General features: G+C 42.6%; 23 protein-coding genes. 10 read left to right on the top strand and 13 right to left on the bottom strand.

Annotation, left to right across the window (positions count from 1 at the left end; all coding sequences use genetic code 11):
• Positions 1-124: 124 nt before the first annotated feature.
• Both NG22_RS00450 and lpxB read left to right on the top strand, forming a co-directional pair.
• On the top strand, positions 125-547 hold the full coding sequence (locus NG22_RS00450) for a 6-carboxytetrahydropterin synthase (protein ID WP_053406840.1): 423 nt from the start codon (positions 125-127) through the stop codon (positions 545-547).
• Between the two features lie 90 nt (positions 548-637).
• Positions 638-1,765: a lipid-A-disaccharide synthase gene (gene lpxB, locus NG22_RS00445; RefSeq protein WP_053403907.1), complete on the top strand. Its 1,128-nt coding sequence runs from the start codon at positions 638-640 to the stop codon at positions 1,763-1,765.
• 308 nt (positions 1,766-2,073) lie between these two features.
• Here lpxB and clpX read toward each other — a convergent pair whose 3' ends face one another.
• The 3 genes from clpX to NG22_RS00430 all read right to left on the bottom strand — a co-directional run bounded on the left by clpX (position 2,074) and on the right by NG22_RS00430 (position 5,588).
• Positions 2,074-3,306, bottom strand: coding sequence for an ATP-dependent Clp protease ATP-binding subunit ClpX (gene clpX, locus NG22_RS00440; RefSeq protein ID WP_053406839.1), 1,233 nt, complete (start codon positions 3,304-3,306; stop codon positions 2,074-2,076).
• 53 nt (positions 3,307-3,359) lie between these two features.
• On the bottom strand, positions 3,360-4,025 hold the full coding sequence (locus tag NG22_RS00435; protein ID WP_172674395.1) for a ClpP family protease: 666 nt from the start codon (positions 4,023-4,025) through the stop codon (positions 3,360-3,362).
• A 222-nt stretch (positions 4,026-4,247) separates the two neighbouring features.
• On the bottom strand, positions 4,248-5,588 hold the full coding sequence (locus tag NG22_RS00430; RefSeq protein WP_053403905.1) for a trigger factor: 1,341 nt from the start codon (positions 5,586-5,588) through the stop codon (positions 4,248-4,250).
• Between the two features lie 361 nt (positions 5,589-5,949).
• On the opposite strand from NG22_RS00430, the gene NG22_RS00425 reads away from it, so the two are divergent.
• Positions 5,950-6,402, top strand: a complete 453-nt coding sequence (locus NG22_RS00425; protein WP_053403904.1) for a CBS domain-containing protein — start codon at positions 5,950-5,952, stop codon at positions 6,400-6,402.
• A gap of 68 nt (positions 6,403-6,470) precedes the next feature.
• Here NG22_RS00425 and NG22_RS17960 read toward each other — a convergent pair whose 3' ends face one another.
• Complete coding sequence (locus NG22_RS17960) at positions 6,471-6,782, bottom strand: hypothetical protein (protein ID WP_216597578.1); 312 nt, start codon at positions 6,780-6,782, stop codon at positions 6,471-6,473.
• Positions 6,783-6,841: 59 nt separating this feature from the next.
• On the opposite strand from NG22_RS17960, the gene NG22_RS00415 reads away from it, so the two are divergent.
• Positions 6,842-8,005 (top strand): transposase, encoded by a 1,164-nt coding sequence (locus tag NG22_RS00415; RefSeq protein WP_053403902.1) that lies wholly within the window; start codon positions 6,842-6,844, stop codon positions 8,003-8,005.
• A gap of 4 nt (positions 8,006-8,009) precedes the next feature.
• Here the strand turns inward: NG22_RS00415 and NG22_RS00410 are convergent, their stop codons facing one another.
• Both NG22_RS00410 and NG22_RS00405 read right to left on the bottom strand, forming a co-directional pair.
• Positions 8,010-8,243 (bottom strand): hypothetical protein, encoded by a 234-nt coding sequence (locus NG22_RS00410; protein ID WP_053403901.1) that lies wholly within the window; start codon positions 8,241-8,243, stop codon positions 8,010-8,012.
• Position 8,244: 1 nt separating this feature from the next.
• On the bottom strand, positions 8,245-8,883 hold the full coding sequence (locus NG22_RS00405; RefSeq protein WP_053403900.1) for a helix-turn-helix domain-containing protein: 639 nt from the start codon (positions 8,881-8,883) through the stop codon (positions 8,245-8,247).
• Positions 8,884-9,039: 156 nt separating this feature from the next.
• On the opposite strand from NG22_RS00405, the gene NG22_RS00400 reads away from it, so the two are divergent.
• Positions 9,040-9,573, top strand: coding sequence for a histidine phosphatase family protein (locus NG22_RS00400; protein ID WP_053403899.1), 534 nt, complete (start codon positions 9,040-9,042; stop codon positions 9,571-9,573).
• Here the strand turns inward: NG22_RS00400 and NG22_RS00395 are convergent.
• From NG22_RS00395 to lon, 4 genes are all read right to left on the bottom strand, one after another.
• Complete coding sequence (locus NG22_RS00395; RefSeq protein WP_053403898.1) at positions 9,550-10,275, bottom strand: SDR family NAD(P)-dependent oxidoreductase; 726 nt, start codon at positions 10,273-10,275, stop codon at positions 9,550-9,552. The two genes, NG22_RS00400 and NG22_RS00395, sit on opposite strands and share 24 nt — an antisense overlap.
• 108 nt (positions 10,276-10,383) lie before the next feature.
• Complete coding sequence (gene hslU, locus NG22_RS00390; protein ID WP_053403897.1) at positions 10,384-11,769, bottom strand: ATP-dependent protease ATPase subunit HslU; 1,386 nt, start codon at positions 11,767-11,769, stop codon at positions 10,384-10,386.
• A gap of 47 nt (positions 11,770-11,816) precedes the next feature.
• A complete protein-coding gene (gene porQ / locus NG22_RS00385) occupies positions 11,817-12,806 on the bottom strand; it encodes a type IX secretion system protein PorQ (protein WP_172674291.1) in 990 nt (329 codons plus the stop codon).
• A 261-nt stretch (positions 12,807-13,067) separates the two neighbouring features.
• Positions 13,068-15,551, bottom strand: coding sequence for an endopeptidase La (gene lon, locus NG22_RS00380; protein ID WP_053403895.1), 2,484 nt, complete (start codon positions 15,549-15,551; stop codon positions 13,068-13,070).
• Between the two features lie 148 nt (positions 15,552-15,699).
• On the opposite strand from lon, the gene NG22_RS00375 reads away from it, so the two are divergent.
• Positions 15,700-17,751 (top strand): OmpA family protein, encoded by a 2,052-nt coding sequence (locus NG22_RS00375; RefSeq protein ID WP_253275633.1) that lies wholly within the window; start codon positions 15,700-15,702, stop codon positions 17,749-17,751.
• Between the two features lie 588 nt (positions 17,752-18,339).
• Here the strand turns inward: NG22_RS00375 and ltrA are convergent.
• The 3 genes from ltrA to NG22_RS00365 all read right to left on the bottom strand — a co-directional run bounded on the left by ltrA (position 18,340) and on the right by NG22_RS00365 (position 20,967).
• A complete protein-coding gene (gene ltrA, locus NG22_RS00370; protein ID WP_216597577.1) occupies positions 18,340-19,707 on the bottom strand; it encodes a group II intron reverse transcriptase/maturase in 1,368 nt (455 codons plus the stop codon).
• 133 nt (positions 19,708-19,840) lie between these two features.
• Positions 19,841-20,035: a hypothetical protein gene (locus NG22_RS17690; RefSeq protein ID WP_157600787.1), complete on the bottom strand. Its 195-nt coding sequence runs from the start codon at positions 20,033-20,035 to the stop codon at positions 19,841-19,843.
• Between the two features lie 350 nt (positions 20,036-20,385).
• Positions 20,386-20,967, bottom strand: a complete 582-nt coding sequence (locus NG22_RS00365) for a tetratricopeptide repeat protein (RefSeq protein ID WP_053403893.1) — start codon at positions 20,965-20,967, stop codon at positions 20,386-20,388.
• 59 nt (positions 20,968-21,026) lie between these two features.
• Here NG22_RS00365 and NG22_RS00360 point away from each other — a divergent pair, with 59 nt between their 5' ends.
• The 4 genes from NG22_RS00360 (at position 21,027) to NG22_RS00345 (ending at position 24,972) form a co-directional block, all read left to right on the top strand.
• Positions 21,027-21,650 (top strand): DUF1684 domain-containing protein, encoded by a 624-nt coding sequence (locus tag NG22_RS00360; RefSeq protein WP_053403892.1) that lies wholly within the window; start codon positions 21,027-21,029, stop codon positions 21,648-21,650.
• Positions 21,651-21,821: 171 nt separating this feature from the next.
• The gene (pheT, locus tag NG22_RS00355) at positions 21,822-24,227 is read left to right on the top strand and encodes a phenylalanine--tRNA ligase subunit beta (protein WP_053403891.1); all 2,406 of its coding nucleotides are present in this window, start codon (positions 21,822-21,824) and stop codon (positions 24,225-24,227) included.
• 173 nt (positions 24,228-24,400) lie between these two features.
• On the top strand, positions 24,401-24,697 hold the full coding sequence (locus NG22_RS00350) for a hypothetical protein (protein ID WP_063790975.1): 297 nt from the start codon (positions 24,401-24,403) through the stop codon (positions 24,695-24,697).
• Between the two features lie 2 nt (positions 24,698-24,699).
• Positions 24,700-24,972, top strand: a complete 273-nt coding sequence (locus NG22_RS00345; RefSeq protein WP_053403889.1) for a cell division protein ZapA — start codon at positions 24,700-24,702, stop codon at positions 24,970-24,972.
• The last annotated feature ends 64 nt before the right edge of the window (positions 24,973-25,036 follow it).

Raw genomic sequence — 25,036 nt, 5'->3', positions numbered from 1 at the left:
TTTAATTATTCCAAGATCTTTCATTGTCAAAAAAAGGCTTGTAAATCATTCAGATAGCTTTTTTGACATGGTTTTTGTTTCACGCAATAATGAATTATATTCGCATGCTATTTTCAAAAGTGATATGGTATATTTAAGCAAAGACGTAAGCTTCTGTTCTGCACATAAACTCTACAACGACAAATGGTCGAAAGAGGTCAACGAAGAAATCTTCGGTAAATGCGCCCATGAAAACTATCATGGCCATAATTATGATTTAACGGTTACCGTTAAGGGAGAGCCGCATCCGGAAACCGGTATGGTGATGAATTTCCGTGATCTTAAAAGAGTCATTAAGGATGAACTGATTGCGAAGGTTGATCATAAAAACCTGAATATCGATGTTGATTTCCTGGAAGGAAAAATGACTACTGCAGAAGTTTTCATCAAGGCCATCTGGGAAGTACTGGCTCCAAAAATTGTGGAAGCCAGCGAGGGTAATGCGCAATTGCACAAGCTTAAGCTATATGAAACCCGCACCAGCTTTGCGGAATACTATGGAGAATAATGTTTACGGATGCTTTTAGGTCTGTAAAATTAGAAATAACTTCAGGCACCTGTTTTTCAGGTGCTTTTTTTATACCCAATACCCATTCATATGAAATACTATTTGATTGCCGGAGAGCGTTCCGGTGACTTACATGGTGGAAATTTAATTCGGGCAATCAAAAATAAAGATGCCAATGCCACTTTCCGTTTTTGGGGCGGAGACCAAATGGAAGAAGCTTCCGGTGAAAAACCGGTAACCCACTATAGAGACACCGCTTTCATGGGCGTGGTCGAGGTATTGGCCAATCTGCGGACCATTCAGGGATTTTTAAAGAAATGTAAGGCGGATGTAATGGAATATCAGCCGGATGTGTTGATCCTGATTGACTACGCGGGTTTCAATTTAAAAATCGCAGAATTTGCCAAAAGCAGGGGACTAAAAGTATATTATTATATCTCCCCGAAAGTTTGGGCTTGGAATACGAAACGTGCTTGGAAGCTGAAGAAAAATGTGGATCGCATGTTCTGCATAATGCCTTTTGAAAAGGAGTTTTACGCCAAATTTGACTGGGAAGTGGATTATGTCGGAAATCCGGTGGTGGATGCGGTGCAGGCACATCAGGTAAACCCTGACTTCCGTAAACAAAACGGATTGAGTGAGGAGCAGGACATTATTGCCCTGCTGCCGGGCAGCCGGAAGATGGAGTTAAAAAATATGCTGCCCACCTTTGCCGAGATTGCCAAAAAATACCACAATCATCAGTTTGTGGTGGCTGCTGTGGAAAATCTGGATCCGGCATTATATACGCCCATTTCTTCCTTACCCAATGTGAAGCTGGTGACCGGACAAACTTATGATCTTTACGCAAATGCCAAAGCGGCCCTTGTAACTTCTGGTACCGCTACGCTGGAAACCGCTTTATGGAAGGTTCCCCAGGTGGTATGTTATCGCATTAACCCGATTTCCTACCATATCATGAAGTTTGCCATTAAAATCTCCTCCACGATCAAATACATTGCCCTCATGAACTTAATCCTGGACAAAGAAGCAATCAAAGAATTGATTCAGGATAAAATGACAGTGGAAAATATTTCACAGGAATTGGATCAGCTATTGGATGAAAACAGTAGCCGCCGAAAAGAGATTATGGCAGACTATGAAAGGAATATAGAAATTCTGGGCACGGAGCCGGCTTCTGTCCGGGCGGCAGATAAAATGTGGACTTATCTCAATTAACCCGTATTTTTCATGCTGAAGCCGGGTTATTCGTACTTAAATCCTCGTTCGGCTGCCCGGCGGAAAAAATAAAGGAATAGTTTTCTATTTCGAGTTTTTCCAAGGAAACAGATGAAGGAGGAGAAAGCAAGCTTACCCAAATTTGAGCTATCAGAAACTTAGTAAACCCACCCACAATAAACTAACAGACAAGCTCTTGTGGAAGACCCTAAAACTAGCAGTGAATAATTCGGATTAAAAATACTTCTTCAAAGAAAAAGCCATCGACAATTCAATCGATGGCTTTTTTTAATCATTTATTTTTTTGATTACGCTACACGCAATTGGGAGATTTTTGACTTATCAAACTTCTCTTGTGCATATTCGCGGGTAATCACAAATTCTTTGATATCCTGACCAGGTAATTCAAACATGGCATCCGTCATGATGGCTTCACAAATGGAACGCAATCCACGAGCGCCCAGCTTGAATTCAACGGCCTTCTCCACAATATAATCCAAAGCCTCTTTTTCGATGGTCAATTCAATCTCTTCCATCTTGAACAACTTCTTATACTGTTTGGTCAGGGCATTTTTAGGCTGCGTCAAAATCATTTTCAGGGTTTCACCATCCAATGGATTCAGGTGCGCCAATACTGGCAAACGACCAATCAACTCCGGAATCAATCCGAAACTGCGCAAGTCCTGCGCGGTGATATACTGCAACAGATTTTCCTTGTCTACCTCCCCTTTCTGAACGTTCTCATCATTCGATGCAAAACCCAAAGGACGGGTATCCATTCTTCTAGCAATATCCTTCTTGATGCCATCAAAAGCACCACCACAGATAAACAAAATATTCTCGGTATTCACCTGAATCATTTTTTGATCCGGGTGCTTACGACCTCCCTGAGGCGGAACATTTACAGAGGTACCTTCCAATAATTTCAACAAAGCCTGCTGCACCCCTTCACCACTCACATCACGCGTAATGGATGGATTATCCGACTTTCTTGCAATTTTATCCAGTTCGTCAATGAAGACGATTCCTCTTTCTGCAGCCTCCACATCGTAATTGGAAGCCTGTAACAGGCGGGTTAAAATACTTTCAACATCTTCCCCTACATAGCCGGCTTCGGTCAGCACCGTCGCATCTGCAATACAGAATGGAACCTCCAACATTTGCGCTAAAGTACGCGCCAAATAGGTTTTACCGGTACCGGTTTCCCCTACTAAAATGATATTGGATTTCTCAATCTTAATTCCATCATCCAGGTCTGTCTTTTGCATCAGACGCTTGTAATGGTTATATACTGCCACTGAAAGTACTTTCTTGGCGTCATCCTGTCCCACTACATACTGGTCAAGATAAGCCTTAATTTCAGCCGGCTTACTCAATTGGAATTGCGGCGCCTTTTTGTCTTTACGTAACTTGGCATCTTCCTGTAAAATCTGAGATGCCTGATCGATACAATAGTTACAAATGTGCGCATTGATGCCCGAAACCATCAAATCCACATCCTTCTTAGGTCTACCGCAAAACGAACAAGTAATTTGAGCCATACTAATTTTAATTAACAGCATTCCGCATCTTGGCTGCGGAATGCTTTAAATGCTTATCGCGTTAAAACTTCATCGATAAGGCCATACTCTTTGGCGGCATCTGCCTTCATCCAGTAATCACGATCTGAATCGCGCTCCACCTCTTCGAAGGATTTACCGGAATGTTTTACCAAAATATCGTACAGTTCCTTTTTCAATGTTAAAATTTGACGGGCTGTGATTTCAATATCAGAAGCCTGTCCTTGTGCACCACCCAAAGGCTGGTGAATCATGATGCGGGCATGAGGTAAAGCAGAACGCTTGTTTTCAGCACCACCGGCAAGTAAAACGGCTCCCATAGAAGCAGCCAAACCGGTACAGATGGTCGCCACATCAGGACGCACATACTGCATGGTGTCATAAATACCTAAACCTGCATAAACACTACCACCAGGAGAGTTCACATACAACAAAATGTCCTTGCTAGGGTCTACAGACTCCAGGAAAAGCAACTGTGCCGTAATGATATTTCCAATATGATCGTCCACCTGTGTACCCAGGAAAATGATACGGTCCATCATCAAACGGCTGAACACGTCAATTTCACGGAAATTAGTCGGACGCTCTTCAATCACTGAACGCGTCATTCCTTCTACATGGTGTGCGTAGCTGTCATACAAGCTACTGGAAATGCCCTGGTGTTTAGTGGCAAATTTTCTGAATTCGTCTTTGTCAAACATCATTGGTGTTGGAGGTTAATTCAGGTTGTAAATAACAAAGATAAAAAAAAAGACCCATCACAAAGGGGGACTTGATCTTTTCCCTGTCAGGAATTTGTTAAATACGCCTAGTTTTGAATAATACTTTTATAAATACGTATTGAGATCCGCTTACGTTTGCCAAAGTATAAAAAAAGTCGGCACCTGAAAGATGCCGACTAAAATATCATTATTCAAAGGATATTACTCTGCAGAAACTGCTTTAGTAAACTCTTCGAAAGTAACGTCTTTCTCTACTACTGTTGCTTTCTCTTCCACCAATTTAATGATGCGATCGAAGCGAACCTGATTGTACAAGTTCATGTAGTTTTGTCCGTTGTTCTCTTTCAGGTAGTTATCCACGATACCTTTCAACATCTCCTCGATTTGCTCATTTTGCTCACCACCGGTCATTGCACCGAATTGAACTTTGAACATCTCAGTAGCTTTTGTCTTGATATCAGCATCTTCTACTTTGATTTCGTTATCAGCAGCGATTTTATCCGCCAACAACATCCACTTGAATTCTTTTCTATAATTATCGAATTCAGCTTCAACCTTCTCAGCAGTCAATTCTTCCTGAGTAGCAACCAACCAACGCTTCAAGAAAGCTTCTGGCAATTCTACTTCAGTACCATCTACCAATTTATCCTGGATCTGACGAGCAGTGTAGTTCTCTACCTGATTGTCATAGTTTTCACCCAAGATTTTAGAAACCTCAGCACGGAACTCATCTTCGTTAGATGCTTTACCCGGACCTAAGATTTTATCGAAAAATTCTTGGTTCATTTCTGCCTCAGCGATGCGAGAGATAGACTTCACGACCATTTTAACGTCGCCTTTGATCTCTTTTACATCCGCTTCCTCGCGGTGCAAGAAATTCGCCACTTTCTCATTTGAACGGTAAGCTTTGCGGATATCGAAAGTAATTTCGTCTTCTGCTTTAGCTCCGATAAAGATTTCTTTTCCTGTTTTAGTAGCCAAATCAGCAATATCAACCATCACATGAATCGCTTCCTCTTCACCTTCGATGGTCAATTCTCCTGTTACTTTATCAGTTTCTTCCGCTACTTCAGGAGAAGTTTGCTCACCACCGTTTTGCAACAAGTTCTCGATCGTCTCATTCAATTGCTTCTCATCAACGCTGATTGAATAAGAATCGATTGTAAGATCCGTAGTGTAAGTGATATCACCTACCAAACCTACTGAGTACGAAAACTCGAATTCTTTTTGCTTATCCCAGTCAATGTTGGCGTTTTCCTCAACGTTCGGCAACGGCTGACCAATAATTTGCAATTTGTTATCACGGATGTAGTCCTCTACTGCATGAGACAAAATGTGATTTACTTCATCTACCAAAATTGAAGTACCGTACATTCTACGGATCACACCTGCAGGAACTTTTCCTTTACGGAAACCTTTAATATCAGCCTGCTTAGCGTACTGCTTGATTTTTTTCTCAACTTTCTCACTGTAGTCAGCTTCGGTCAATTTAATATTGATAGAAGCTTCCGTGTTCGAGCTTTTGTCTAATGTAATATCCAAAGTAGTATACTTTTAATTGAGTTGCCAATTAACTGAAAAACCCCCGAATGTCAACCAATTGCATGCAGGGGTAATGAAATTCTCAAAACACCAAAAAACGGCTTAGTAGCCGTCTCATGTTTTAGTCGTGCAAAGGTAAGTAAAATCTTCAAAAACTCAATAACTGCGCTATAATTTGTCTGAGAATCACGGGATTTTAAGCCACTTTACCTCCGGACCTTACCTTAGTATAAAATTCATCATTTTTTTCAGGAATTCCCTTCAAATTTCATAACAAAACAGCACACCCATCACCTCAACCACTTGATTTTGAGTAAGTTTTTGATTATATTCTTAAGATCCAAACTATAATTTTACGCTTATGAACTTTAAACCTGCAAGAAAGGAGCCCGAGGTTAATCGGTATCAGTATGAAAAGGTTACCCGATTCATGAACAAATCGTTGGTCACCATTTCCCCTAGTGAGAATGCCTTTGATGCCATGGACTTCCTTTTGGAAAAGCGAATTTCTGGTGCTCCCGTACTGGATGATTCCGGCAAATTAATTGGAATCATCACGGAATCAGACTTTCTAAAAATGGTTTTGGATAGAGCTTACGACAACCACCCCGTTCGGGGCAATTTGGTAAAAGACTATATGACTACCGACCTGACCACGGTTAATTCGGACATGGATCTTTTCGATGTTGCCCAGATGTTTACCCGATCGCCATACAAGCGATTCCCGGTACTGGAAAACGGAAAGTTGTTGGGTTTAGTAAGTCGTCGAGACATTCTGAAAGCAGCACTTTTGGTGAAATCTACCACCTGGTAGTATGCTCCGCACCAGACAAAATAATAACCGCAGCGTTTTTCAAGCTCTGCGGTTTTTATATGCCCCATTCAGGATTGAAATCGTTGACAAATCACCTCTCCCCAATCAGGATCACTCAACTGGCTCTCCTGATAATTTCCAGAGGTAAAGTCATCAATGGTTGCCTTCCAAAAAAGTTGCGCTCGCTTGGCTGCGAATAATTGTCGGACATCCCACTTTCCCGGATAGCGCCGGAATATTTCAAAGGCCAAGGCTTTCCCAAAGCCTTTCTTCCTGACTGCGGGAATTACATAAAACTCACATACTTTATTATAATACTCCGTAGAGTTTTGAGCTATTGTAAAAAAAATGGTGACCTGTATATTTGTATCGCCAAACACCAACATACTAAGTCACCATCAAGAGCATCGAAACACTCCTAGCGCAAATATTCCATAAAATGTTAGACATTAACAAATGGGAGAGGGATTTCATGATAGAAAATTTAAAAGGACTACTGTCTTTCCGTGGTCGTAATAATTTCACTAACATGAGTCGGTATCTGCGGTACAATGAGGCCACGATTAGATCATGGTATGAGAAATATTTCAATTACCTTTTCTTCAATATAGAGCTCATTAAGACACTTAAAGATGAATTGCGCATCATTGCCTTTGATCCAAGTTATGTTTCCAAAAGTGGTCAACTCACCCCAGGTTTAGGGTACTTTTGGTCAGGCTGTGATAATTCAACAAAAAGAGGTCTGGAAATTACAGGAATAGCAAGTGTTGGCCTCGAAAGTAAAACCGCAATGCATTTAGAGGCCCATCAAACCTTTAAGAGTGAGGACGAGTCATTTAATTTGCTGACCTTTTATGCCAATTTGATTTTGTCAAATGCTGAATTGTACAAGCAAGTATCAGATAGTGTGGTTGTTGATGCTTACTTTTCGCGCTTTCCATTCGTCGATCCAATAGTAGAAAAAGGGTTTATTATCATTAGTAAATTGGCTAAAAACGCATTTCTTCGTTACAGAAATACCGAACCACCTACCGGAAAAAGAGGGCGACCCAAGGTCTATGGAGAAAAAGTGAAATTTAATAATCTTGACCAAAGACACTTTACACTATGTTTCAAAAATGAAAACACGGAGGCTTTCGAAGCAGAGGTTCATAGTAAAAGTCTTAAACGATGGATCAAGTGTGTGGTCGTCGTTACAGAGCTTGACAATGGGAAAACCAGACGAGAAATTTTATTCAGTACAGACATTAATCAAAGCGGTTCCGCAATAATTGAGCGTTATCGACTTCGATTTCAAATTGAGTTTCTATTTCGAGATGCCAAACAATTCACCGGTCTGACTCACTGCCAGGCGAGGAGTAAAAATAAGATACATAATCACATCAATATGTCTCTAACGGCGGTGTCCGTGGCAAAGGCGCTTCACTATTTTGATAATAAAACCGAAGAAAAGGAACCCTTCTCATTATCAAGTATTAAGATGCTATATTTTAATCGAAACTATATCCAAAGAATATTTAAAGGGTTCGGGATTGCCCCCGAACCGTACAATAATTCAGAGCAAATGCTCCAGATAGAGAGATTTGGCTGTATTGCGGCCTAATTCTTTACGGAGTATTGTTATTATAATCCGCTCCCAATCGGATATTAGCAAAGCCTATGGGAATTCCCTCCTGCACCCAGAGTAAGCCTAGATAAGGAGGAACCACGGGCGTGTCTAATGCAAAAACCCCGTATTCATCAGGCAGCTTTTCCGTTAAGGCTGAAAACTCTGCTTCATAAGCCTGGCACAGCTGGAGGTAGATTCCCTTATTCTGATCAGTGACCTCGATGATTTTCATATTATTGCGCTTTTAAAAAATAGCGATCTTCCTCTTCAAAAGGGTGAATATCCAGCACATTGGCCAACACCAAAATAATCAATTTCCTGGCAGCCATTTTTTTATTGACCTTCACCATCTGAGAGAGTTGAGCTACGGTAATATAGCGATGTTGCTCCAGATATGCCAGCAGCTTCTGCTCCACCTCCCCTACCTGAAAACGAATATCTTTAGGGTTTTGCCTACGTCGGATAATCTCCCTTACCGGTGCCGAGGCCTGAATACTTCGGTCTTCACGTCGAATATAAACCTTGCTGTTGTCTTCAAATTTTACGCGATACGGCTTTCGATCACCTTCCGGAACATGATAAATCAATATGGTTTTTCCGGTATCGAGCTTCACCTCCTCTTTTTCCATGGAAATGGTGGGATAAATCATCTCCTTAAAAGCCTTCTCCAAAACGTAGGCCTCTTCTTCCGGATATTTACAGCCCGCTAAAGCCCCGAAATCATCCACTCCAATCATGAGCTTGCCACCGGAAGCATTGGCAAACGCCACTACTTCCTTAACAATTTTTTCAGGATGGTTTGCCTTTTTCTTAAACTCCACAAACTGACCTTCCCCCTGCCGCACCAGTTTCTTTAGATCACGAATAGTCATAACGATTCTTCCCCGGGTAAAAATTGGTTCTTTGTTAATTTGCCTGCAATATTTGAACGAACCATTCAGGCCTTTTTCTGGGTAATTTGAAAATTATTTTTGACTCTTAGGCCCTCCTGATTGACATTCAGTGAGTTATTTTTGAAATTATTTCCTATGAAAAACATCATGTTCATCCGTCACGCCAAATCCAGCTGGAAAATCCCCGAATTATCCGATAAGTTCCGCCCCCTGAATAAAAGAGGGAAAGCCAATGCCTTAGAGATCGGCCAAAAGCTGAAGCAACTGCCTTATCATCCGGACAAAATCCTTTGCTCCACCGCCACACGCGCAATGGACACCTGCCTGGCAGTGGTTGAGCCCCTCCCCTTCCAGTGGCTAAAGACAGACCTGAGAGAGGAACTCTATGGCTGTGATGCCCATGATATGATCCGAATGTTTCAAATGCTACCGGATCAATTTGAAAAGCTCATCGTCTTCGGACACAATCCGGAAATTGCCCATTGCATAGAGCTCTTGAGTGGTATTTCCATATCGCACTATCCCACCGGAGCTAGTTGCTGGCTTCAGCTTCCGGTTGACCACTGGAAATCACTAAAAGCAGGAACAGGAAAAATTCGTTGGTTATCCAGCCCCAGAACTGCGATAGAAGACATGATCCCCGAACTAGAGCTTCCGGACATCCAATAATACCTCTGCGTATTTATCTGATTCTTTAATAATTTGAAGGAGTTTATCCGCCACCGCTTCCGGAGCACTTAAGAGCTGATCCTCTTTCAATTTCAAGAATTTGCCCAGTGTTCTGAACTCCTGCTGATCTGCCTTACGAATGGTAGATTGCATTTCCGTATCCACCACTCCGGGCGCTACCGAAAATACCTTGATTCCATTTTCATTCAAAATGCACTCTTCTGCCACTACTTTGGAAAAGAGGTCCAGTGCAGATTTTGAAGCACAATAAGCCGACCAGCCATCCACCGGATACTTACCCGCTCCGGAACTGATATTCAGGATGATTTTATCGGCGGAAATCCCGGCAAACTGTCTCACAAACTCATTCATCAGAATCGTCGGCGCAGTCACATTTAAATTCATCACTTTTTCCAGGCCATCTGAAGAAAGCCCACCCACGTGACCTATTTCCCCCAGGGTACCGGCATTATTGATGAGCACCACTTTTTGGGGCGCCTGAATTTTTTCAAAAAAATGAAAAACCTGCTGTTTCAAGTCTGCAATATCACCGAGGTCAAATTCAATATGGTGATAGCGATCGCTACTTTCCCTATAGCTACGGGAGATGCCGATCACAAAATTATTCTCCTCCTTTATCAATTGTTCTACCAATGCGCGGCCAATCCCACGGCTACTTCCGGTAATAATATAGTAGTGCATTTGCTTTAAATTTGGTGAATGAATTCATTGAAAAGATAAGCAATTCAGCGTTTAGGCAATAAAAAAAGAGGGCGAAAAACCCTCTTTTTTTTATTTCATTTTGGTGTTTTACAGAATAAACTGACTCAAGTCTTTGTTTTTTACCGCTCCATCGAGTTTCTCTTTTACCATTTCACGGGTGACCATCACATGGGCATTTGGCCCGATCACATCCGGAATATCGAATAAGAAATCATTCAACAAGCGGGACATCACGGTATGTAAACGGCGGGCTCCGATATTTTCAATTTCAGAGTTGATGTCAAAGGCGATTTGTGCGATTTCATCCAAGGCCTCATCATTGAATTCCAGGCGCACCTCCTCTGCCTCAAACAAGGCCATATACTGCTTGGTCAATGCATTCTTGGGCTCTTTGATGATCTGATAGAAATCCTCTTTGGTCAGATCCTGCAACTCCACGCGAATCGGGAAGCGCCCCTGCAATTCCGGGATAAGGTCAGATGGTTTGGACAAATGAAAGGCTCCGGCAGCAATAAAAAGAATATGCTCGGTATTGATGACCCCATATTTGGTAGTGACGGAAGAGCCCTCCACTATAGGTAACAAATCACGCTGCACCCCTTCCCGGCTGACATCTGGGCCACCGCTCCCTCCTTTTCCGGAAGATTTAGCTATTTTATCAATCTCATCAATAAAGATCATACCGGTGTTTTCGGCACGACGAATCGCCTCTTCTTTCACCTCGTCCATATCAATCAGCTTGCTGGCCTCTTCGTCAAAAAGCAATTTCTTCGCTTCTCCGATCGTGACTTTACGCTTCTTGTTTTTCTTCGGCATCATATTGCCCAGCATTTCCTGCAGGTTGATCATGGATGATTCATCCATCATTCCACCACCAACCATACCAATACCGGAAGTAGAAGGCTGACTCACATTGATCTCGATCTTGCGATCGTCCATCTCTCCACTCTGGATTTTCTGACGGAAATGCTCACGCGTTTGCTGATTCAGCTCGGCATCTGATTTTGGTTCTCCGGAGGTAGTAGATACGCTTTGCGAACCTGCTACTGGTGGAATCAAAGCATCCAAAATGATATTCTCCACCGCTTCCGTCGCACGCTCTTTCACGCCTTTTTCCTTCTCTTTTTTCACCAGGTTCACGGACTGCTCTACCAGGTCGCGCACCATGCTTTCCACATCGCGGCCAACATAGCCCACTTCGGTAAATTTGGAAGCCTCCACTTTGGTGAAAGGGGCTTTGGCGATTTTAGCTAATCTGCGGGCAATTTCCGTTTTCCCTACCCCGGTCGCCCCGATCATCAGAATATTATTCGGAACAATCTCTCTCTGCAATTCAGAACGGACATTCATTCGACGCCAACGATTTCTCAGGGCGATCGCCACATTACGTTTGGCATCCGCTTGTCCGATAATATATTTATCCAGTTCCACGACAATCTCGCGTGGGGTCAAATAATTTTTATCTTCTAGCATTTTTATTTCTTTACACCTGTAATTAAAATCTACAGACGGTTATGATTTTATTTTTTCCAGTTGGATAGATTGGTACTGAGGGTTACATAATGGGCTCCCGCCGCCGCATGATAAGCAGCATAGGTGTACTCCATTGTCAGTTTTTTTACGAGAATTCTTCCGCCCAGGGCGAAGCCTGATAAACCTTTTTTATCTTCCATCGCCAGACCTGCCCGAATATGCTGATTATAGCCCACCAGCAGGTTTACATTTTTATGAAACAAGAGTTCCGCTCCAAAATTGAAATAGCGAAAAACATCCCGTATGGTCGTATTCTGATCACTTTCCTCCTCCAGGTAAGCCGCATCATGGGGAAGATAGGAAGCCGAGGCTGAAAAGCGCAAAGGCATGTGTTCCGGCTTAAAGCTCACCCCCATTTGCACATCAAAAGGAATCGGGACCGGTTCGCTGTCAAAATTACTGGTACGAAAACCAAAATTCTTAATCACTAAACCTGCTGTAAAATCCGTTTTGGGATGAATAAACAAAATCCCGGCATCAAACAGCATGGCACTGGCACCATAGCTTTCTATTCGGGAAGAAATGAATTTGGCAGTCAGCCCTACTGAAAAATGAGACACCTGATGTTGCTTCGTCACTGACACTACATAATCGGCGGCGGTAAAAGTCCCCTCCGGATTTCCGGAAGGATCATAGCCCAACATTTCTCCATAGTTCAAATACTGGGCTCCGAAGCCCCAATTCCCCGTCTTTTCACTCGACAACACATAGCTTACCGCCCCTTGATTCAAGCCAGCATACAGGCCTGCATAATGCAAACCTAAATGATTATTAAATTCAGGCAGAGCCGCCGCCGGATTGGATAAAAAGACTGAAGGATCCTGCTTATAAGCCGCTGGCATCACTACTCCCATTGCTGCGGAATGCGCTGAATAGGGCATGTTCAACAAACCAAATGCACTTGATTTGATGGACTGTGCCAGAAGAGGTTGCTGAAACAACAGCATGATAAACAGTAAGCCAAAAAAATTTCTCAACAATTTAAAGGATAAATGGTGCATCGGGTCAATTTGTAAAAATTCCCTAAATCCGAACAATTCACTGCTATATTTTTTTGTTTCAAAATATATCGAATGCCCCTCTCCAGGGCGTTTCTTAAAACAAGAATAGTCCCAATTTTAGAAGTAATGGCTTTCTCGTCCTTTATTTTTAACCTTGCAGCATATAGACGATCAGGATCGTGAATTATTCAAAAAAACAAAAAAAGAGGAGAAGCGCTCGCTCCTCCAATTTTCTAATTATGCTTTTACAGATTTTTTATCTTCCAAAATGAAGTTCACAGGCTCGCTGACCTGCTCATTCAATAAGGCAAAATCCAATACCTCTTGCGCATCTTTCACGAACTGAATGTTCAGATCGCTGATGTATTGTGCCTCAATTTCCTCTACATCTTTTCGGTTTTTCTCACAAAGTAAAATCTCCTTGATTCCCGCTCTTCGCGCCGCCAAAATTTTCTCTTTAATCCCACCAACTGGCAACACTTGTCCACGAAGGGTGATTTCTCCCGTCATGGCCAGTTTGGAGCGGACTTTTTTCTGCGTATAAACCGAAGCCAGGGAGGTCAGCATGGTGATACCGGCAGAAGGACCATCTTTAGGCACTGCCCCGGCCGGTACGTGGATGTGCAAATCATATCGGTCAAATATACGATAATCGATGCCCAACCTTTCTGCATTGGCCTTCAGGTAAGTTAATGCTGCCATGGCGGATTCCTTCATGACATCTCCCAACTGGCCGGAAAGCGTAAGTTTACCTGCACCACGACTTAAAGCTGACTCAATGAATAGGATCTCCCCACCCGCTTGTGTCCAGGCCAGGCCAGTCACAACACCTGCGGTACGGTTATTTTCATACAGCTCCTTATCGAAAATCTGAGGCCCCAGAATCTCTTCCACTCTGCCGTTGGAAATGGACTTGGTGTACTCCTCCTCCATTGCCACTGATTTAGCCACATTACGGCAAATTGCCCCAAGCTTACGCTCCAGATTACGAACACCGGATTCGCGGGTGTAGCCATCAATCACCGACTTAATGGCGGCTTTATTGAAGGTAATATCCGCCGCCTTCAATCCATGCTCCTCGCGTTGCTTAGGAATCAGGTGCTTTTTAGAAATTTCTACTTTTTCCTCCTGGGTATAGCCAGTCAGCTCAATAATCTCCATACGGTCACGCAAAGCGGGCTGAATGGTTTCCAATGAGTTGGAAGTGGCAATAAAAAGAACTTTAGAAAGGTCAAAGCCAATTTCCAAATAGTTATCTACGAAGTTGTTGTTTTGCTCCGGATCCAATACCTCCAATAATGCAGAAGATGGATCACCACGGAAATCAGAACTTACCTTATCAATTTCATCCAGTACAAATACCGGATTGGCCGTTTTACAGCGCTTCAGGTTCTGTAAAACCTTACCCGCCATCGCGCCAATATAGGTCTTACGGTGACCTCGGATCTCCGACTCATCATGCAATCCACCCAAAGACATCCGTACATATTCACGCCCCAGTGCGTTGGCAATTGAACGCCCCAGGGAAGTTTTACCCACACCCGGAGGGCCATATAAACACAAAATCGGGCCTTTCAAATCACGCTTCAACTTCAATACCGCCAGGTATTCAATGATCCGCTCTTTGACCTTCTCCAAACCGTAATGCTCCTTATCCAGGATTTTACGCGCTCGCTTCAGATCAAAATTATCCTCGGTAAACTCCTCCCATGGAAGGTCTATCATGAACTCTACATAGCCCAAATTCACCGCATATTCCGGCGCCTGAGGGTTCACCCGGCTCAATTTATCCAACTCCTTCAGGAAGTGATCTTTCACTTCTTTAGGCCATTTTTTCTTTTCGCCTTTTTTGCGAAGTGTTCTGACCTCAGACTCAGGACCACCCTGTCCCAACTCATCCTGCAATACCTTCATCTGCTGGCGGAGGAAATAATCACGCTGCTGGGCATCCAAATCAGAATGCACCTTGCTTTGGATTTCATTCTTCAGCTCCAGCATATGAATTTCCTTCAACATATACTCCAATAGCAGCGTAGAACGCTCCACTCCGGAGTCTGTCTCCAAAATTCTTTGCTTTTCTTTTGGCGGCACCGAAAGGTTAGAAGCCAAAAAGTGGGTCAAAAATGCCGGGGAGTCGATATTGTCGATCGCAGATTGTGCCTCTTGCGGCATATCCGGATTTAACCTCAAAATTTTATTGGCGGAATCTTTCAGCGTCTCAATCAAAGCCGCTGCTTCTTCCGATTCTTTCGCCGGGAAGCTCTCGTCCAAGGTCAGGATACTGGCCTTAAAATAAGGGTCCTCGGAAATGATGTCCTGCAAAAGGAATCGACGAACCCCCTGAATGATGATGGTGGTGTTTCCATCAGGCAAAACCAGCATTTTCACAATGCGGGCCACGGTTCCTATGGCATAAAAATCATGTACCTTAGGATCTTCAATGTCTTTATTTTTTTGAGCCACCACACCAATAATGCGGTCGCCTTTATAAGCCTCTTTTACCAACTTAATGGATTTGGCGCGTCCAACGGTGATCGGAATCACCACACCCGGAAAGAGCACAGTATTTTTTATAGGAAGAATGGGTAATTCATCCGGAATATCGGAACTATTGACCTCCGCGGCATCCATTTCCTCATTAATAGAAATGAATTCTCCGGTTTCAGTCTCCTGCATTTCCGCTAGAATCACATTTTGGAACAGGTCTTTCTTTGAATCCATAGATATATTTATATGTCAAATTGACAGTTATTGCAAATTCTGCAAAAATTATAAAGATGTCACTATATTTGGGCAAGGGATGTGCCAAAACCCCTATCTTGCAAAGTATAGCTAATTATTGTATTATTCGAGCGCCAATATGCACTTTATGAGCAGAAATAAAACACAAATTGTCAGCCTGAGGCTTACCCCCTTGGTTTGGGCGCTTTTTTTTATGTCAATTTTACACCCTTTTTCAGAAGGGCTGGCACAAAAACGACAAAAAAAAGACAAAAATGTTATTGAGAATCCCCATGATTATAAATTACAGGAATTATTTCTTTTCCCCAATGTAAATAAGATTAGGTATTATTACGATAAATCTGAACTAAATAAGCTGAACAAATTAGACAAGGCCAAGGATAGCGATGCACTTTACCCTTTGCTATGGGACTACGTTTCAAAATTTGGTGTTGATAATTTCAGAAGAGATACCTACTGGCTATGGCGATTGGCCAATATTACAGAAGAACAGGGTCGATTTTATGATGCCCAACGGTTATACAAACTGGTGTTAAAACATCATCATGCCGGGGTGGATTTCCAGAAAGTCCAATCCAAATATTACAAAATGGCGGGTCGTAAACCGGAAGACTACGTTCCTTTAGATTATTATTATGACCTGGTGGAATTCAGAGAGAAACTGGATACGCTGAGGCCTCCGCAGGGGATTGACCTGAATATGGGATTCTATGTAAATTCCAATAAATCTGATTATGGCCCTTCTATCAGCTGGGACAATAGCACCATCATTTTCACCTCCCAACGCAATAGTATTCGCCGCAACTTTGATCCGGTACCCAATGAAGATCTATTCATTATTAAATCTTTGGGAGACGGGTATTGGGATGAGGCCCTTCCTTTAAAAGAACTGAATACCGAGGCCAATGAAGGCTCTCCTTACCTTTCGAAAGATGGCACCACCATCTATTTCTCACGTTGCAACACCCCGGAGACCTTCGGTAATTGTGACCTTTTTGTGGCACAACTTCAGGCGGACAGCACCTGGGGAGAGGTCAAAAACCTTGGTCGTAACGTAAACTCTACGGCCTGGGATTCTCACCCCAGTCTTTCTCCTTCAGAGGATACGCTTTATTTTGCCTCTGACCGTATTGGAGGATTTGGGATGTCGGATCTTTATTACACCCATAAAGACCGTAACGGAAACTGGCTCCCGGCAAAAAATATGGGGCCGGTGATCAATACCCGGGGAAGTGAAGTAAGCCCTTTCGTTCACCCAAAGCATAATGTATTGTATTTCAGCTCCAGTGGTCAGCTGATAAATTTTGGAGAATTTGATATTTACAAAGCGTATTTAGAAGAAAATAATCGCTGGGGCGAATCCAGTAATATTGGCCCGCTGGTCAATGGGAAGGGATCTGAGTTCTACTTTACCATCGACCAGGAGTCTGAAAATCTATACTATGCCAAATCCATAGAAAACAATATGGAGAATCTGGATTTGTATTCCTTCCCACTGCCCATGGGCGCACAGCCATTGGCGACCACGAAATTGACCGGTACACTGACAGATTCCCTGAGCAACAGCCCTTTTACAGACGGCATAGTTTCCATCATTGACATGGAAGAAGGGATTGCCATTGCGCCAAAGTATTTGAGGGAAGATGGTTCCTATCAATTTGAATTGATCGATAACCGACAATATTTAATGGTGATTCAGGGAGATGAATTCTTCAGGATTGAGAAGATTTTCACCCTGCAGGGAGACACTAACTTCGATGATCAGACGCGTCCGATTTCCTCCCGAATGCAGTTCGAATCTGTGGTATTTGACAATAATTCCTTTGAATTAAAATCGGCCATGTATTACGATTTGGACAAAATTGGGAACTTCCTGCTCGATAATCCGGATTTTAAACTCAAAATCTCGGGACATACCGATACTAAAGGAAATCCACAAGCCAATATTCAGTTATCCCAAAAGCGGGCGGATGCCATTAAAGATTATATTGAGTATTTTGGAGGAATTAGTAAAGACCGTATTGAGGCTATTGGTTATGGCGCTCAACAGCCACTGGTAGAGGAAAAAACGGAATCTGACCGGGAGCTAAACCGTCGGGTGGAGTTTGAAATATATCGACCAAACAATAAAGGCTGGAATAGAAACAAAGTGGAAGAAGATGATGGTATTCGATGGTAACATTTAAAACCGGATTACTTTCCCTTTTAATTTTTCATGAAAAAAGGAACCGAAATTGATAGTTCCCGTTAGAATTAGTGAACATCAATAGGCGAATAACTAAGAAGATCGTGGCTAAAGCAGTTACGGTCTTTTTTTTTGCCTGATGAATAAGAGCGTGTTTAAAAGCCCACCATCCGGTTGCAAATTCGAATTATTGAAAACGATTTTGGATAATTTCTCAACAATAGTGATGCTATTCTCTCAAAATAATCGGGCATCGCTTCTGCCATAATCAAATTTTCGCTGCGAATTTTGGCTTTTTAACACGCTCTAAGGCAAATTATGCACCGATAGATTCAGGAAGCCCCATCAAGAGGGTCACTATCAAGGCATTGCAGTTAAATTCATTGATTTAATAATTATCCAAATTTCGATAAGCTTGCTTTCTCTTCATTCATCTGCTTCGTTGGAAAAACTCGAAATAGAAAGCTATTCCTTCTATTTCTCCGCCTTGCAGCTCAACGAGGATTTTCCGAGTAGAGCGGGTTGTTACCTCCCCGCTCCCTCACAGACCCGTACGAGCGGATTTCCCGCATACGGTTCCTCCTAAATTGGTTTCGCTTTCAGAAAGCTGTGATAGATTTTTGGTTTAAGTAGTGGCCTCCATTCTGTAATTAAGCGATTGTACCGCTCCCAGTTCCATGCAGGACGTCCACCTCTGCGATTTAACCATTTGTGAAGCATACGCCGAACATGGTGATAGTAACCCTGCAGACTTCTGCTATTGAAGGTGATTCCATAGTAATTATAGTATCCGCGTAATTTCAAATTCAATTCATTGATGATTTCATCGAGCTTACGATGCCGGTTTGACTTTATCCAGTCTTGCATTTTAACGAGTGAGAGGTTCAGCTTTTTGCTAGCTGTTTTTCTTTTCAATATCATTTTTCCGTTGCGACCTGCGCTTAGAAAATGTGTAAATCCCAGAAAATCAAAACCTCTTTCGCCTTCGCCTCTTTTGCTCTTTAGGTTAATGATCTTTGTCTTGTCAGGGTGTAATTCAAGATTGTATTTCTCAAATCGCTTTGGCAAGACATTCATTACCCGATCGGCGTCCGAAGCATTATCAAAACCCAATACAAAATCATCGGCATAGCGGACTATAGTACTTTTTCCCTTTAATAATGGCTGTATTTGCTCGGAAAACCATTCATCCAGCACATGATGCAAATAAATATTACTCAGCAAGGGAGATACTATCCCTCCTTGAGGGGTACCCTCTGTTGGATATTGCAACTGCTCATCCTCCAGTATACCTGCTTTTAACCATTTATTTAGCGTTCTGCGTATCACGCCATCTTTGACCCGTAAGTCAAGAAACTCTCGAAGTTGTGCATGATTGATGCATCCAAAGTAATTCTTTATGTCAGCATCAATGATGTAATGCAATCCTTTAAAGCTTACTTCCCTAAACATATATTCTACCGCTTGATGTGCAGAATATCCATTCCTGAATCCGAATGAAAAGGCCTTAAATTCCTCTTCATAGATGGGGTTCAGGGTGCGGCGCACACTTTCCTGAAGTATCTTATCTTCAATGGTCGGGATGCCCAATGGGCGTTTCCCTGATTTCCCCTTGTCGATATAAACCCTGCGTATAGAAGGAGCTCGATACTTCCCCGTTTTAAATTCGGTTAATAGTGCTGGTATGCGAGTTTCAGATTCAAGATTGTAATGATACCAACATTTACCATCCACGCCCGGACTACTATTCTTGTTCAGGCTGTGAAAACAATCTGTTAGCATATTTTCGTCTATGAACTGACTTACATTCGTCAATGCAGTGTTCTTGTGTTTTCTTGCTCGTGCTGCTATCTCTAATTCTACTGTTGACATCTTTTTAGTTGCATCCGGTGCTTGTTTTAATGTTTCTAAATTATCGCCCCAATTTAAGGCATCCCCCAGACCAATCAAGGCCCAGGTTTTCCCTTCCCTACTTACTGGCTTTCTTGGGTAAAGATTTCCCAGCTTTCAAACGGTACTATGGAGATGCTAAGACTGCCTTTGCCCATCTCATTCCCTGCGGTTTCCCTCGGTACTGATACCACTACGATATGCTCTCATTCTTAGCATCAGACATGGTGAGCATATAGACCATGCTGATTTGGAAATATTTCGGTAGGGCATTTCCATATTGACCCTTGTTTCGTGTGGAGGCAGGAGGCTCTCCCGTGTTTCCATGCGTGCCTATTGTACCTTTGACGTAAACCAAGACCCCGGTCGAATCAATGCTACTTGTCATTACTGCTACATTGATGTTGCACCAACTATGAATAAGGTTAATGCTTCAACGATGAATTAAATTTCGAGGCTAAAAATACGCCTTTGGCACTCGCTGTATACGCTTCATGCTGACATTTCTACCAACTATGCAATACTCGCTTACGGTGGCTGACCAACCTTTCCGTGCAGGATTTAATACCTGCAGGCACACTAAAAGGTGTTTCATTTTATTTCTATACGCTTTCAAATCCCCACCTTATGGACTTGCACGGCGCAAAATCATGAATAACCCGGGCTAAAAAAAGCACAAAAAAAATCCGCAATACTGAATCAGCATTGCGGATTTTTTTTATCCCGATTACTATTTTTTTACCAGGAAAGCACTAATGCCGTCCAAATCGCCAGGGGCACTACCGTCCCTAAAACAATTTGAGTATTTCTCGCCCTTCTTTGGGCTGTCATTTGAGCTTTTTTGCTTTGTTGTTGCTGCAACTGCTGCGCTAAAACCGCCTGCTCTTCCGCCTTAATAGTATCTAATTTTTTCTTATAGGATTTTGCCTCCTGGTTATTGGGATACTCTGTCAAATAATGATCCACATCCTCCGATGCCAAACCATAATCTCCCAAGTGATAATGAGCAATTCCTCTTAAAAAAAACACTTCTTTTTTATAAGGCTGGCGCTCTGCTACATAATCCAAATCCTCAATAGCTCCCTCGAAATCACCCACTTGCAACCTGGTCGCTCCCCGATCAAGATGAATAGCGGAGTAATAAGGCATAATGTCAATCGCCTTGGAAAATGCCGCTATTGCCTCTTTAAATTTTTCTTCTTTGGCAAGTTCACGGCCCTCCTGGTGATATCGCTGATACTCCTCTACCCCTTGCCCAAAACCGACACCAGCGAGCAAAATCAATAGAAAAGTTATAGCAATATGTTTACCTTGTTTCATGAGTGTTGAACTATATTTGACATTTAAACAACAAAAATCTTACCATATATTCTAAAATAATGGCCAAAAAAATAGCTTTGATTGTATTTTCCGTGATTTTCATTGGAATTATTGTTTACTCCTTTCAAACCGACGATAAGCAAAACCAACCGGAAACCTACCTTGCTTCCATCAGTGAGCATCGCTCGAAGCAAAATGATTTTTTTAAAAACAGCGAACAATCCCCACTAACGGAGGAGCAGAAAAAATCATTCCAACATTTAGATTATTTCCCTGCTCAGACCGATTTCTGCCTACAGGCAAAAGTGAATCGCACATTTTCTAACGAAACAATAGCGGTACAGACTTCCTCCGGAAAAGCGAAGACTTACTTCCCCTATGCCCACTTAGAGTTTGAGATTCAAAAACAACCCTTTAAACTTTTAGCCCTGCAGCCCACCGCTCATCCCGATATGCTTTTGGTTGCTTTCACAGACAACACCACAGGACATGAAACCTATGGTGCCGGACGCTATATCGAAATTCCATTACCGAAAGAGGACCTGATTACTTTGGATTTTAACAAAGCTTTCAACCCTTACTGCGCCTATTCGGATGGCTGGAGCTGTCCAATCCCTCCTTTGGAAAACCATCTCAACATTCCTGTTACTGCCGGAGAAAAGGCTTTCCAGAAAACACATTAACCTAATCACCGCACAGATTCCCTCAGAATTATCGCCTCTCATTCAACTTTTTAGAAAAATTGGTAGACATCTTTTTCCAATCCAATAAAAAACGCGCATTTGCATTATTTTAAATGAGGGAATCTATTAATTTTGTTTTTTAGAATAGATTGATTTGCATAGCATTTTCTTATGAAGATTTCAGTTAACTGGCTAAAAGAATATATTGATATAAACCTGGCCACAGAGGCTTTAGGGGATGCCCTAACCGCTGGAGGTTTGGAAGTAGAAGGTCTTGAAACCATTGAGTCCATCAAAGGAGGTTTGGAAGGCGTTGTGATTGGGGAAGTTTTGACTTGTGAAAAACACCCTGATGCCGACAAGCTGAGCAAGACTACCGTAGATTTGGGGAATGACAACATTGTTCCGATTGTTTGTGGCGCGCCAAATGTAGCAGCCGGACAAAAAGTGGTGGTCGCGACGGTGGGCACCATGCTTTACCCTGATGGTGGCGAAGGTTTCAAAATCAAAAAAGCAAAAATCCGTGGAGAGGTTTCCATGGGAATGATTTGCGCAGAGGACGAATTAGGCCTGGGGACTTCCCATGATGGCATCATGGTATTGGACACCGACAAGCCAAACGGTACGCCGGCTGCCGAATACTTCGAGATCAAAAACGAGGAGGTATTTGAAATTGGCCTGACCCCGAACCGTGCTGATGCGGCTTCTCATGTAGGTACTGCCCGTGATATTGTAGCGCTGACGGGTGAAAAGCTCAGAATGCCTTCCGTAGAGGACTTCAAAGTAGATAACCATGATTTGCCGATAGCGGTAACAGTGGAAGACACGACCGCCTGTCCGAGATACAGTGGCCTGACCATTTCCGGCTTAGAAGTGAAAGAATCACCGGAGTGGTTACAGAACCGCCTGAAATCTATTGGCCTGGCACCTATTAATAATGTAGTGGATGTAACCAACTTCGTTTTACATGAATTGGGACAGCCACTTCACGCTTTCGATGCGGACCAAATCACTGGCAATCAAGTCATCGTGAAGCAATTGCCGGAAGGCACAGCATTCACCACTTTGGATGGCGAGACCCGTAAACTCTCGGATAAGGATTTAATGATCTGTAATGCAGAAGAAGGAATGTGTATTGCAGGAGTTTTCGGCGGTGAAAAATCGGGAGTTACCGAAGGCACCACCAAAATCTTTTTGGAGAGTGCTTATTTCTCCGCTGACAGCATCCGACGTTCTTCTCAGCGCCATACTTTAAAAACAGATGCTTCTTTCCGTTTTGAAAGAGGAACAGATCCGAACATTACGGTGTATGCATTGAAACGTGCAGCCCTATTGATTCAGGCAGTGGCGGGTGGCCAGATTTCTTCGGAAATTACCGACATCTACCCGACTGCTGTAGAAGATTTCGTGATTCCGGTGACTTACGCTTATATCAATAAGTTGATCGGTATCGAAATTCCAAAAGCGCGCATTAATCAGATTCTGACAGATCTTGACATCACCCTTCAGGATATTTCAGAAGAAGGCTTCACGGCCATTGTTCCTCCTTACCGAGTAGATGTTACGCGTCCGGCGGATATTGTGGAAGAAGTATTGCGTATCTATGGACTGGATAACATTCCATTGGAGGAAGCATCTGGCACCGACTATTTGGCCGACTTCCCTACCAACTACCCTCAGAACAATGAGCGTAAGGTAGCGGAAATTTTGACTGCCAATGGTTACTATGAAATCATGACCAACTCCATCACCAACTCCAATTATAAGGCAGAGGTGAAAGAAGAGGAGCAGGTGAAAATCCTGAACTTCCTTTCGGAAGATTTGGATGTAATGCGCCAGCAAATGGTATTCAACTTCCTGGAGGTAATTTCGCACAACCATAACCGCCGTCAGAGAGATCTGAAGCTTTATGAGTTTGGAAATGTTTACTTCAAAGAAGAAAACGGATACCGCCAGAACAGCCGTCTGGCCATGGCCATCACCGGTAATTTTGAAGCAGAAAACTGGATTAACGCAAGTCGTCCGGTAACTTTCCACGACCTGAGCGCCCAGCTTTCGAAGGTTTTCGAAGTGTTCAAAATCAGCAAGCTTAAAACAGAGAAGATCAGCAATGAGATTTTCGCTTATGGCTTACAGATTGGTACCAGAAAGCAACAGCTCGGATATGTAGGATTGGTACAACCGGAATTGGCAAAACAATTCGGCTTAAAAGAAGAAATCTTCTTTGCTGATTTGGATTGGGATGCCATCATGGCATTGGTGAATAATGACATCGTATTTGAAGCGGTATCAAAATTCCCTGAGGTGCGTCGCGACCTTTCTTTGGTTATCGATAAGTCGATCGATTTTGCACAAATCATGGAAGTGGCCCAAAAAAGCAGCAATAATTTGATCACCAACATTAACTGTTTCGACGTTTATGAAGGAGATAAGATTGATGCGGGCAAAAAAGCCTATGCACTATCATTCATCTTGCAGGACAAAAACAAAACCCTGAATGACAAGGTGATCGACAAAACCATGAACAAATTACAGTCGAGTTTCGAGAAACAATTAGGCGCGGTGATCCGCCAATAATTGTAAGAAAAGCATAAAAATAACCATTGCGGTAGGTTTTTTTTAGCCTACCGCTTTGATTTAGCTTATATGTTTCTGTATTTTGAAGATTAGAAATTTAATCTTTGGATTATTACATATAAATAAATTTAGATCTGGAATTTCCGTCCTAGGTGTTGATCGGCAATCAGCCTATGAAAAACAAGCAAATCCATAACGATTTACATGCGTTGGAACGCAAGGTGAGACTCATTCTCGCAGAACATCAACAACTCAAGCATGAGGTGCAGAATTTGCGTGCCGAAAATCAGCAGCTGCAACAAGCCCTTCAAGCCAAAGACGAGCAGATTTCCGATTTCAAAAACCAGTTAAATATAAGTTCAATTGCAGGTAACCTTAAAGATGGTGTATTGGATACCAGTGGCCTTAAGGTACTGATAGATGAATATATTTCGGAAATTGATAAGTGCGTCACGCATTTAAGCAAATAATTATGGGGGACCTATCGATCAAACTAAAAATTGCCGACCGAGAGTACCCTATGAAGGTCGCCATGGAGGACGAGGACAAAGTCCGACAAGTAGCTGCAATGATCAATGATAAGATCAAGGATTACCGTTCGCGGTATCGTTGTGATGATCGTCAGGATCTACTGGCCATGATTCTTTTTGATTCCATGGTGAATCAGGTAGAAAACCATGAACATGAAAACGCTATTGAACAAAAGGTCAGCTTTCTAAATGACTTATTGAACAACAGCCTGTAGAAACTATAACCTGAAGACCCTAAAATATATTTTTTTCAGACCAAAGCCGAATGTCCATCACTTA

This window comes from Persicobacter sp. CCB-QB2 (genome assembly GCF_001274635.1).
Taxonomy (GTDB): domain Bacteria; phylum Bacteroidota; class Bacteroidia; order Cytophagales; family Cyclobacteriaceae; genus Persicobacter; species Persicobacter diffluens.
This window is presented reverse-complemented; position numbering and strand designations above follow the sequence as displayed.

What these genes read in the sequence shown, in the direction of transcription:
- pheT (WP_053403891.1), top strand. Translation starts at nt 21,822, where the DNA reads ATGAAGATTTCAGTTAACTGGCTAAAAGAATATATTGATATAAACCTG.
- NG22_RS00400 (WP_053403899.1), top strand. Translation starts at nt 9,040, where the DNA reads ATGAAAAACATCATGTTCATCCGTCACGCCAAATCCAGCTGGAAAATC.
- lpxB (WP_053403907.1), top strand. Translation starts at nt 638, where the DNA reads ATGAAATACTATTTGATTGCCGGAGAGCGTTCCGGTGACTTACATGGT.
- NG22_RS00415 (WP_053403902.1), top strand. Translation starts at nt 6,842, where the DNA reads ATGTTAGACATTAACAAATGGGAGAGGGATTTCATGATAGAAAATTTA.
- NG22_RS00405 (WP_053403900.1), bottom strand. Translation starts at nt 8,883, where the DNA reads ATGACTATTCGTGATCTAAAGAAACTGGTGCGGCAGGGGGAAGGTCAG.
- clpX (WP_053406839.1), bottom strand. Translation starts at nt 3,306, where the DNA reads ATGGCTCAAATTACTTGTTCGTTTTGCGGTAGACCTAAGAAGGATGTG.
- NG22_RS00450 (WP_053406840.1), top strand. Translation starts at nt 125, where the DNA reads ATGGTATATTTAAGCAAAGACGTAAGCTTCTGTTCTGCACATAAACTC.
- NG22_RS00410 (WP_053403901.1), bottom strand. Translation starts at nt 8,243, where the DNA reads ATGAAAATCATCGAGGTCACTGATCAGAATAAGGGAATCTACCTCCAG.
- NG22_RS00360 (WP_053403892.1), top strand. Translation starts at nt 21,027, where the DNA reads ATGGCCAAAAAAATAGCTTTGATTGTATTTTCCGTGATTTTCATTGGA.
- hslU (WP_053403897.1), bottom strand. Translation starts at nt 11,769, where the DNA reads ATGCTAGAAGATAAAAATTATTTGACCCCACGCGAGATTGTCGTGGAA.
- NG22_RS00395 (WP_053403898.1), bottom strand. Translation starts at nt 10,275, where the DNA reads ATGCACTACTATATTATTACCGGAAGTAGCCGTGGGATTGGCCGCGCA.
- NG22_RS00435 (WP_172674395.1), bottom strand. Translation starts at nt 4,025, where the DNA reads ATGTTTGACAAAGACGAATTCAGAAAATTTGCCACTAAACACCAGGGC.
- NG22_RS00375 (WP_253275633.1), top strand. Translation starts at nt 15,700, where the DNA reads ATGAGCAGAAATAAAACACAAATTGTCAGCCTGAGGCTTACCCCCTTG.
- NG22_RS00425 (WP_053403904.1), top strand. Translation starts at nt 5,950, where the DNA reads ATGAACTTTAAACCTGCAAGAAAGGAGCCCGAGGTTAATCGGTATCAG.
- lon (WP_053403895.1), bottom strand. Translation starts at nt 15,551, where the DNA reads ATGGATTCAAAGAAAGACCTGTTCCAAAATGTGATTCTAGCGGAAATG.
- NG22_RS00365 (WP_053403893.1), bottom strand. Translation starts at nt 20,967, where the DNA reads ATGAAACAAGGTAAACATATTGCTATAACTTTTCTATTGATTTTGCTC.
- NG22_RS00345 (WP_053403889.1), top strand. Translation starts at nt 24,700, where the DNA reads ATGGGGGACCTATCGATCAAACTAAAAATTGCCGACCGAGAGTACCCT.
- NG22_RS17690 (WP_157600787.1), bottom strand. Translation starts at nt 20,035, where the DNA reads ATGACAAGTAGCATTGATTCGACCGGGGTCTTGGTTTACGTCAAAGGT.
- NG22_RS00350 (WP_063790975.1), top strand. Translation starts at nt 24,401, where the DNA reads ATGAAAAACAAGCAAATCCATAACGATTTACATGCGTTGGAACGCAAG.